Genomic DNA, 9,041 nt, shown 5'->3' on the forward strand with positions numbered 1-9,041 from the left:
CAGTTTGCCCGGATGTTGGGGCTTGAACCGAAGAACACGGCGGTGCGGAGTCCGGAGAGTAACGGCATAGCAGAGAGCTTCGTGAAAACGATAAAGCGTGACTACATCAGTATCATGCCTAAACCAGACGGGTTAACGGCAGCAAAGAACCTTGCAGAGGCGTTCGAGCATTATAACGAATGGCATCCGCATAGTGCACTGGGTTATCGCTCGCCACGGGAATATCTGCGGCAGCAGGCCAGTAATGGGTTAAGTGATAACAGGTGTCTGGAAATATAGGGGCAAATCCATGGGCATATTTTTGTTTCTGTGTTTTTAATTTCCCTGTTTAATATTTTTTATTATTCTAAATTCATATTTTTTATGAAAATTAGGATCTGTTTTTTGATGAATATCTAAATAAGAACAAAAAAACTGTCAAGGAGGCAATATTGGTGTTTACAAAAACAACGATCTTTTTATCTGTTTTTTGTTTCGTTTTTGGTTTTTTATCCTAAGTTGTCAGTATTTTGTGTTATTAAATAGTTGTTGTTTGGTCATAAAGATCGTGAAATTAATGTTTTTCGATATAAAACACCGTGATAGTCTTTGCCGCAGAAAACAGGACGACAGCAGAGTGAATACGTTTTTGTTATCCGGATTTATGTCGTCTTTTTGTCTGGTTATGTTTCTGGAATAGATGTAAATGAGCAGCAGTGACCTGTATCTGAGCAAGAAACACGGGTGTACTTTGTCACCCGGAAAAATGTCAGAGAGCCAGTTCTGGTTATTAGCTGAAATATCTCCGGTTCACAGTGAAAAGGTTCTTAATGCGCTGAGGGATTTTCTGGTTCTGGGTTATACCCGAAGGGAGGCCTGTGAACGACATGAGGTTTCTCAGGGATATTTCTCTGGTGCTCTCGGGCGTATTCAGCGTACCCATCAGGCGGTAAACAGGCTGGTTCCTTTTTATATATCAGAAGCCGGTATTCCATATACGGGATAACAGTTGCATGAAAAATTTATCGCTTTCAGTACTTCTGCTTCTGGCAGGGGGCGGGGTTTCTCACGCCGCTGTTCAGAAAACCGTATTCAGTGCTGACGTGGTGGCCTCGGCCTGTCATGTGGTGGTGGATGCGGACAGCATCGGCAACAGTGGCCGGCTGACATTCGGGACTTACCGCAAGTCCACGGGGACGTCTGTGCCTCCGCGTGATTTCACTGTGCGTTTGTATGAGTCCGGTGCCACGGTTCAGGGCTGCTCAGCCTTTCAGGCAGGGCAGGTCGCCACCCTGGATTTTGGTAACCCGGGACAGCTGGATGCAGGGGGCGTGGTCACCCGCGGTGCCGGTGATGGTGTTCGCGTGGATGTGCGGGCGGTGGATACACAGGCAGATTATCGCGGACGTCTGACTCAGGACAGTCATTCGGTGAATTACCCGGTGGAGTTTGCTGCTAAAGGACAGTTCCGTTTTCGTGCGCAGCCGGTGTTTCCGGCGAACGTGAAGGCGGGGGAATACACGGGTGCACTGACCTTTGTGGTCACGTATCAGTAACGGAGAAAAGGATTGTGTGTGCAGGAAAGAAGGCAGTCGCTGAGCCGGTTTCGTCCGTGTTTTTCCGTCGGGCCGCACTTGCGCTTGCCGTATCAGCTGCTTTTGCCAGTGCCACAGGTATTGCAGGTGAAAAACTGGATATGTCCTTTATCCAGGGTGGTGCCGGGGTTAATCCGGAAGTCTGGGCAGCCCTGAACGGCAGCTATGCGCCGGGGCGTTATCTGGTTGACCTGTCCCTGAACGGGAAGGAGGCCGGGAAACAGATACTGGATGTGACACCACAGGACAGTAATGAACTGTGTCTGACAGAGGCATGGCTGACGAAGGCCGGGATTTACGTCAGTGCAGATTACTTTCGTGAGGGATATGACGCCACACGACAGTGCTATGTGCTGACAAAAGCGCCGTCAGTGAAGGTGGATTTTGATGTTTCCACCCAGAGTCTGGCGCTGTCCATTCCCCAGAAGGGGCTGGTGAAGATGCCGGAGAATGTGGACTGGGATTACGGGACCAGTGCATTTCGCGTGAACTATAACGCGAACGCCAACACCGGCCGTAATAACACCTCGGCCTTTGGCTCAGCGGACCTGAAAGCCAATATCGGGCACTGGGTGGTGAGTTCTTCTGCCACGGCCAGCGGCGGTGACAGCGGGGATAACTCCACTACGATAAACATGTTTACGGCCACCCGGGCCATCCGCGCACTGAGCGCGGACCTGGCGGTCGGGAAAACATCCACCGGGGACAGTCTGCTGGGCAGTACGGGAACGTACGGCGTGTCGCTGAGCCGGAACAACAGCATGAAGCCGGGCAATCTGGGGTATACCCCGGTGTTCAGCGGCATTGCGAACGGGCCGTCGAGGGTGACGCTGACACAGAACGGGCGGTTGCTGCATTCGGAGATGGTGCCGGCGGGGCCGTTCTCCATCACGGATGTGCCGCTGTACACCAGTGGTGATGTGACCATGAAAATCACCGGTGAAGACGGGCGCGAGCAGGTACAGAACTTCCCGTTGTCGGTGATGGCCGGGCAGTTAAGTCCGGGGCAGCACGAGTTCAGTGTGGCAGCCGGTTTGCCTGACGATGACAGTGACCTGAAAGGCGGTGTGTTTGCGGCGTCATACGGTTACGGTCTGGACGGGCTGACGCTGCGCACCGGCGGGGTGTTTAACCAGGACTGGCAGGGCGTCAGCGCCGGGGCTGTTCTGGGGCTGAGTTACCTGGGGGCGGTGTCTGCTGACGGGGCTTATGCCACGGCAAAATACCGTGACGGCAGCCGCAGCGGAAACAAGATGCAGTTATCCTGGAGTAAACAACTGGAGATGACGAACACCGGACTGCGGGTGAGCTGGTCACGGCAGAGTGAGGAATATGAGGACATGTCCTCCTTTGACCCGACAGAGTTGTGGTCGCAGTCAAATCATGGTCGCCGGACGAAGGATGAATGGAATGCCGGTGTCAGTCAGCCGGTGGGTGGTCTGTTCAGTCTGTCGGTGTCCGGCTGGCAGCGGAGTTATTACCCCGCATCCATGACCGGGAGTTACCGGTACAGCGATGACAACGGTAGGGACACGGGGATTACCGGCACCCTGAGCACACAGATTAAGGGCGTCAGTCTGAACCTGGGCTGGTCCGGTTCACGGAACACCCGGGGGGAAAACAACTGGTCTGCATCGGCGTCAGTGTCGGTACCGTTCACACTGTTTGACCGTCGTTACAGCAGCAGTACGTCGGTGAGCACCAGCAAAGGCGGTGGTACGGGCGTCAGCACCGGCGTGTCCGGCTCGCTGAATGACCGTTTCAGTTATGGTCTGGGCGGTGGTCGTGACAGCAGTGGCGGTGTGAGCAGTTATCTGAATGCGTCGTACAGTGGTGACCGGGCTTATCTGAGTGGTGCCCTGAACCACTCGCAGTCCGGCGGAACCAGTGGTTCTGTCTCGGTCAGCGGTTCGGTACTGGCCGTTCCGGCGGCGAAAGACATTATGTTCAGCCGCACGACCGGGGATACCGTGGCTGTGGTGAACGTGAAGGATACCCCCGGAGTGAAGGTGACGTCCGGTGACGGACAGACTGACAGTGACGGCAACCTGGTGGTACCGCTGAACAGCTATGACTGGAACACGGTGACGATTGATGCGGGCACGCTGCCGCTGAGCACAGAACTGACGAACACCAGTCAGAAGGTGGTGCCGACGGACAAGGCGGTGGTGTGGATGCCGTTTGATGCCCTGAAAGTTAAGCGTTACCTGCTGCAGGTGAAGCAGCGTGACGGTGAGTTTGTGCCGGGGGGAACCTGGGCACGTGACAGTAAGAACACACCGCTGGGCTTTGTGGCTAACAATGGTGTGCTGATGATTAACACGGTGGATGCGCCGGGTGATATCACCCTGGGCCAGTGCCGGATACCTGCGGCGAAACTGCAGGATACTGAGAAACTACAGGAGATTACGTGTGAGTAAGCGTAACGCAGTAACGACGTTTTTCACCAACCGGGTGACAAAAGCACTGGGAATGACTCTGGCGCTGATGATGACCTGTCAGAGTGCGATGGCTTCCCTGGCGGCAGACCAGACCCGCTATATCTTTCGCGGGGACAAGGATGCGCTGACCATCACGGTCACCAACAATGACAAGGAGCGTACCTTTGGTGGTCAGGCCTGGGTGGACAATATCGTGGAGAAGGACAGCCGCCCGACTTTTGTGGTGACACCGTCCTTCTTCAAGGTGAAACCGAATGGTCAGCAGACACTGCGTATCATCATGGCCTCGGACCATCTGCCGAAGGATAAAGAGTCGGTGTACTGGCTGAACCTGCAGGATATTCCGCCGGCTCTGGAGGGCAGCGGTATTGCAGTGGCGCTGCGCACGAAGCTGAAACTGTTCTACCGACCGAAGGCACTGCTTGAAGGCCGCAAGGGGGCAGAGGAAGGGCTCAGCCTGCAGAGCCGCCCGGATGGCAGGACCATGCTGGTGAACACCACGCCGTACATTTTTGCGATTGGCAGCCTGCTGGACGGAAACGGGAAGAAAATTGCCACGGATAATGAGACAGCACAGAAACTGCTGATGTTCATGCCGGGTGATGAAGTGCAGGTGAAGGGAAATGTGGTGAAAGTGGACTCCCTGAATGACTGGGGAAGCCTGCAGACCTGGACAATTAATAAGAAGAAACCGACAGCACCGGAAGCAGCAAAAACTGAGAAAGCAGATACCGCAGAGCAGAAATAACCGCCCTCCGGAATACGGAACAGAGGGGTAATAAATGAAGAAAACAATGATGGCAGTCGCCCTAGCCCTGAGTGCACTCAGTATTCAGTCAGCACTGGCCGCTGAATACAGCGAGAAAACGCAGTATCTGGGTGTGGTGAACGGTCAGGTGTCAGGTAACAGCGTGGTGAAGGTAACCCGCACACCGACAGACCCGGTGCTGTACCGGAGTGGAGAGACGACGCCTCTTCCCGCCAGCCTGACCATCCGTAACGCAGAGTCCAGGGCTGCATCAGGTGGCCTCGCGTATATCACGGTGAAGCAGGTGCTGCCGGATAACGGGGAAGCCCGTATCACCCTGAAGACGGTCCTGATGGTTGACGGAAAGAGAGTGGCACTCAGTGCCAGACAGCAGGGTGAGGATGTGGTGATAACCGTACCTGAGGCACAGAAGCTGGTTGAGTTAAGAACGGATGCACCGGCAGAGCTGGAAGTCCCGGTCAGTTACCGGGGAAATCTGCAGATAGCGCTGCAGGTGGAAGACTGAGAATTCATCTCCGACAAAACAGATGCAATACATCCGTGACTCCGGAATGGGTCATATTGGTAAAGGGATTTACCGTATTTTTAAACGGGAATAACGTAAAGCTATTCTGAGTTAAACACTTTGTTTAATGGAATGTGGTTATTAAATGAATCCACAGGGATTGTTTTGCGGTAATTCCGGAAAAATAAGGATTGCCGATTTCAGTTTATTATTTATGAAATATCAAGGGATTTATTTTATGAAAAAGACTCTGATTGCTCTGGCGGTTGCTGCAGGGGCTACTATGTCAGTATCTGGTGTGGCAAATGCATTTACCTCTGCGTTTCCTGGAGGGGATATTTCGTTAGGTGGTACCATTAGTACGCCAGTACAAGGTGCTGTATATGAAGGTAAGGTTGGTTCTTTGACTGGACTTGATTCTAATATTCCTGTTGGCGATACCACAGTTTCTATTGTTGCACCAGCAAATGCAGGTCTGTTGGCATTGCGTTCTGTTCAGGGTGGGTTTGATAGCGCTGCATCTGATAAAATTGCTAATATCACGTTCAATGGCAAGACCTTAATTCAAGCTGCCGCAGGAAGATCTTTTAGCAATGGTGCCATTGTTATGACGCTGGATGTGCAGGATGCTAATGGCAATAAAATCGGTGGTATTACTTTCCCGATGCAGGTAGCAGCTGTTTCAGCTATCGTTGATAATGCTAACTCTTCAGTTGCCGGGGCATCTCTGTATGCTTATGACAATAGCAGAACCTACTATGGCGCTCTGCCTCAACAGGCAAATGGTGCGGTATCATCTTATTCTGATGCTCTTAGCATCATGAATGGCCTGTTCTCTGATATTTCTGACTATCTCCCGCAAGTTACTTCGGAAGCGTCTGCTCCAGAGGCTAAGGATTTCAGTGCAACTGGTAAAGTGTTTAATACTGCATATGCAGCAGGTATTGTTGCAGGTAATACTATCACTCTTACTTTGGATAACCCTGCTACAGCGGGAGATGTAAGCTGGACTGCGTCTATGCCTGTTGTTGTTTCCTATAAATAATACGTAGGAAATCGTTTAAATATTAATAACAGGACATCTATTTAGATGTCCTGTTATTCAGCCAAGGCATGAATTTATGAGAATATTACAAGCGATATGGCCTTCTGCTGTAACAGGTGGAGGGTATGTTTTATCTTTTCTTTTTATATCTCTCTTGTTTTTTTCTTTTCGAGTTGATGCCAATGATATTTTGGATGGTGGCGAAATTCAGTTTAATGGTTTTGTCACTGACGAAGCACCCAAATGGACCTGGCAGATAGGTTCACCGGACCAGACTTGGTCAGTGGATACTGCCGATGCGCGTACAGAGAACGGGCAACTGGTTTTTAATTTGCGGGATAAAGGGGTACTGCCGCTTCTTGAAGGACATTTGTATGAGGTGGCTGAGCGCGGTGGTCCTGGATTCACACCATTTATTACCTTCAGCAGTAACGGGCAGCCGTTTACTGTGACGGAAGGAAATAGCACCTCAGCACAGCACTTCCGCGCCTCTGTCCCGGTGCGTGACCCGGAAACGGGGAACGTGTCGGGGTTGCTTTCTTTCACCCTGAATCAGGGGATGGCAGTCAGTGCCGGCAGACAGGACGACGGGGCATCCGTACCGGCCGGGATGTCGCTGGTCAGTGGACAGAGCGTGACGGATGTACAGTCAGGAACGCTGCCACAGGGGCTGAAAGCCCGGCTCTCTTCCCTGTTACTGATGAATCAGAATTTTGGTAATGGCATGAATGCGGTGGATAACGGACAGGTTATCAGTCAGGGGGTACTGGCTGACGGTCGGGTGATGAATCTGGCTGCGGCATATGCCTCAGTGGTATCGAATTTTGAACTGCGGTTGCCGGCAGAGGGCACACCTGCAGCATGGCAGGCAGGGCTGAATGTGACGGTTACAGTACAGTGAGGGTTGCAGGGATATAAGGAGAGAAGAGAAATGAAAAAGGTGACGTTGTTTCTGTTTGCTGCAAGCCTCCTGCCTTCCTGTGTACTGGCCTGGAACACGCCGGGAGAAGATTTCAGCGGAGAGCTTAAGCTGGAAGGCCCGGTGACCAGCACCCGTAACCCGTGGGTATGGAAAGTAGGGCAGGGAAATGAAGGCCTGGAGGTTAAACAGAGCCGCGGTGTTCGTGACGGTGGGAAGGGGATCCCGGTCGCACTGCCGGCGATGACCGTTTTACTGGGAAAAACCACCCTGACCACACCTGCAGGACGTGAGGGACTTTCTCCCCGGGTCAGTTACGGAAAGGGGGCTGAGGGTTTTTCACTTGTCTGGACAGCACCGGGCATGGCGGAAGTGACGCTGTCTGTCACCGGAGATAATAACGCCCGGGCAGGCACATTTGTTTTCAGAATGCAGGCTGCGGGGGTTTTGCGCCATGTGAAGGGCGGGCAGTCGGTGTATGCCGGCGTGTATGACGACTTGAATGTGAATGGCCTGCCCGGTGAAAGCACTGCCATGAAGGCCTCTGATATTCCGGGTGTTCTTCAGAAGATGTTCAGTGGCGAAGGCCCCGGCTGGCTGCAGACAATGACCGTCAGTGGTTATTCAGGAGTGAGTCATTTCAGTGATGCCTCCCTGCGTCAGGTTGAAGGTGCGTATGGTGCACAGACTGTGGCAGGCAGTGGTGAATTACGTCTGAACGGCACGATGCCGGAACGCTGGCGGGTGTCACTGCCGGTAAGTATTGAGTACCAGTAAGCAGGAGGACGGTCCGGTGCTGAATATTATTCATCGTCTAAAGTCCGGTATGTTTCCGGTTCTGTTTTTTCTGACTTCAGCCTGTGTGCTGGCACAACCCCTGATTATTCCGCCGGGCCACTGGCAGGAGGGAATGGCTGTGGGCGTGACGGAACTCAGCGGCACGCTGTATGTTCCTGAAGTTTCCTGGCAGTGGCAACCCCGCGCTGTGCAGATGAGTACACCAGACGCCGTGCAGGCCGGTCTGGCAATGGGTAAAAATGGGATGGTCAGTGAAAGCCGGACAGGGCAGGACTTTTATATTCTTGGCGGGCATACCACATCACTGACAACTGCCCGTCCGGGGCTGCAGCCGTCGGTGACATTACTTCAGGTGGTGCCATCATCACCCCGGATTCCGGCCCGGGGAGAGCTTGCCCGGGGGCAGGTGCGTTACGGGGAAATCACGTTCACGATGCGCCATCTTCTGGCATGGCAGGACAATATCACTGCCGGTCAGGGCTGGAGCGTGGTCAGCGGAGAGGTGACGCTGGAGGCCGAAAAACAGGTGAAACGCCAGTTATGGCAGGTGAACGGCTATGAATGGACCCCGGACTATGCCGGGTTAACCGCTCGTCCTGATGCGTTTATTTCAGGTGCTGAATCGCTGTTGTCACAGGAGAATGGCAGACAGCATATTGCCGGTGCCTGGGTGACATCCCTGAGTGATGTGCGGGTGAATTTCCCCGGTGCTGAGGAACCGGTAAAACGCTGGCAGGGTAATCTGACGCCGGTGGTGGTGTATTTCTGATGGCCCGACAACGAAAAGTATTAATACCGATGTGGTGGGTGGTTGGTGTCTGTGTGGCAGCAATCTGTATGGCATGTCTGGTACTGACACTGGTGATGTTCTGTGCGGTATGTAGTGGCACAGTAAATTTGGCCACCTGATTAAAGGTGATATTCTCACCTCAACACAAAACAGGTGACTTAATGAACAAGAAAACCAAACGTACTTTCACCCCTGAGTTC

At 52.9% G+C, this 9,041-nt stretch carries 10 protein-coding genes; all 10 read left to right on the forward strand.

Annotated elements, in window-relative coordinates; genetic code table 11:
- A partial coding sequence (locus tag ACJHYR_RS26040; RefSeq protein ID WP_000300537.1) for an IS3 family transposase occupies positions 1-279 on the forward strand: 279 nt, incomplete at its 5' end.
- A 406-nt stretch (positions 280-685) separates the two neighbouring features.
- A complete protein-coding gene (gene daaA / locus ACJHYR_RS26045) occupies positions 686-985 on the forward strand; it encodes a F1845 fimbrial adhesin operon transcriptional regulator DaaA (protein ID WP_059328220.1) in 300 nt (99 codons plus the stop codon).
- 7 nt (positions 986-992) lie between these two features.
- Positions 993-1,535 (forward strand): fimbrial protein, encoded by a 543-nt coding sequence (locus tag ACJHYR_RS26050; RefSeq protein ID WP_033556645.1) that lies wholly within the window; start codon positions 993-995, stop codon positions 1,533-1,535.
- 14 nt (positions 1,536-1,549) lie between these two features.
- A complete protein-coding gene (gene faeD / locus ACJHYR_RS26055) occupies positions 1,550-3,994 on the forward strand; it encodes a F4 (K88) fimbrial usher FaeD (RefSeq protein ID WP_072837607.1) in 2,445 nt (814 codons plus the stop codon).
- Positions 3,987-4,763: a F4 (K88) fimbrial chaperone FaeE gene (gene faeE / locus ACJHYR_RS26060; RefSeq protein ID WP_059328218.1), complete on the forward strand. Its 777-nt coding sequence runs from the start codon at positions 3,987-3,989 to the stop codon at positions 4,761-4,763. The genes faeD and faeE overlap by 8 nt, the downstream gene beginning before the upstream one ends.
- Positions 4,764-4,797: 34 nt before the next feature.
- The gene (faeF, locus tag ACJHYR_RS26065) at positions 4,798-5,289 is read left to right on the forward strand and encodes a F4 (K88) fimbria minor subunit FaeF (RefSeq protein ID WP_059328217.1); all 492 of its coding nucleotides are present in this window, start codon (positions 4,798-4,800) and stop codon (positions 5,287-5,289) included.
- 145 nt (positions 5,290-5,434) lie between these two features.
- Entirely contained in the window at positions 5,435-6,334 is a 900-nt protein-coding gene (locus tag ACJHYR_RS26070) for a hypothetical protein (RefSeq protein ID WP_141011298.1), read from the forward strand.
- Positions 6,335-6,410: 76 nt separating this feature from the next.
- On the forward strand, positions 6,411-7,235 hold the full coding sequence (gene faeH / locus ACJHYR_RS26075) for a F4 (K88) fimbria minor subunit FaeH (protein WP_114142555.1): 825 nt from the start codon (positions 6,411-6,413) through the stop codon (positions 7,233-7,235).
- A gap of 30 nt (positions 7,236-7,265) precedes the next feature.
- Positions 7,266-8,030 carry a F4 (K88) fimbria minor subunit FaeI gene (faeI, locus tag ACJHYR_RS26080; protein ID WP_059328215.1) on the forward strand — a complete coding sequence of 255 codons (765 nt, stop codon included), beginning with the start codon at positions 7,266-7,268 and terminating at the stop codon, positions 8,028-8,030.
- A 16-nt stretch (positions 8,031-8,046) separates the two neighbouring features.
- Complete coding sequence (faeJ, locus tag ACJHYR_RS26085) at positions 8,047-8,820, forward strand: F4 (K88) fimbria accessory protein FaeJ (protein WP_059328214.1); 774 nt, start codon at positions 8,047-8,049, stop codon at positions 8,818-8,820.
- Positions 8,821-9,041: the final 221 nt, after the last annotated feature.

Source organism: Escherichia sp. WS1450, assembly GCF_046487395.1.
Lineage (GTDB): Bacteria > Pseudomonadota > Gammaproteobacteria > Enterobacterales > Enterobacteriaceae > Escherichia > Escherichia coli.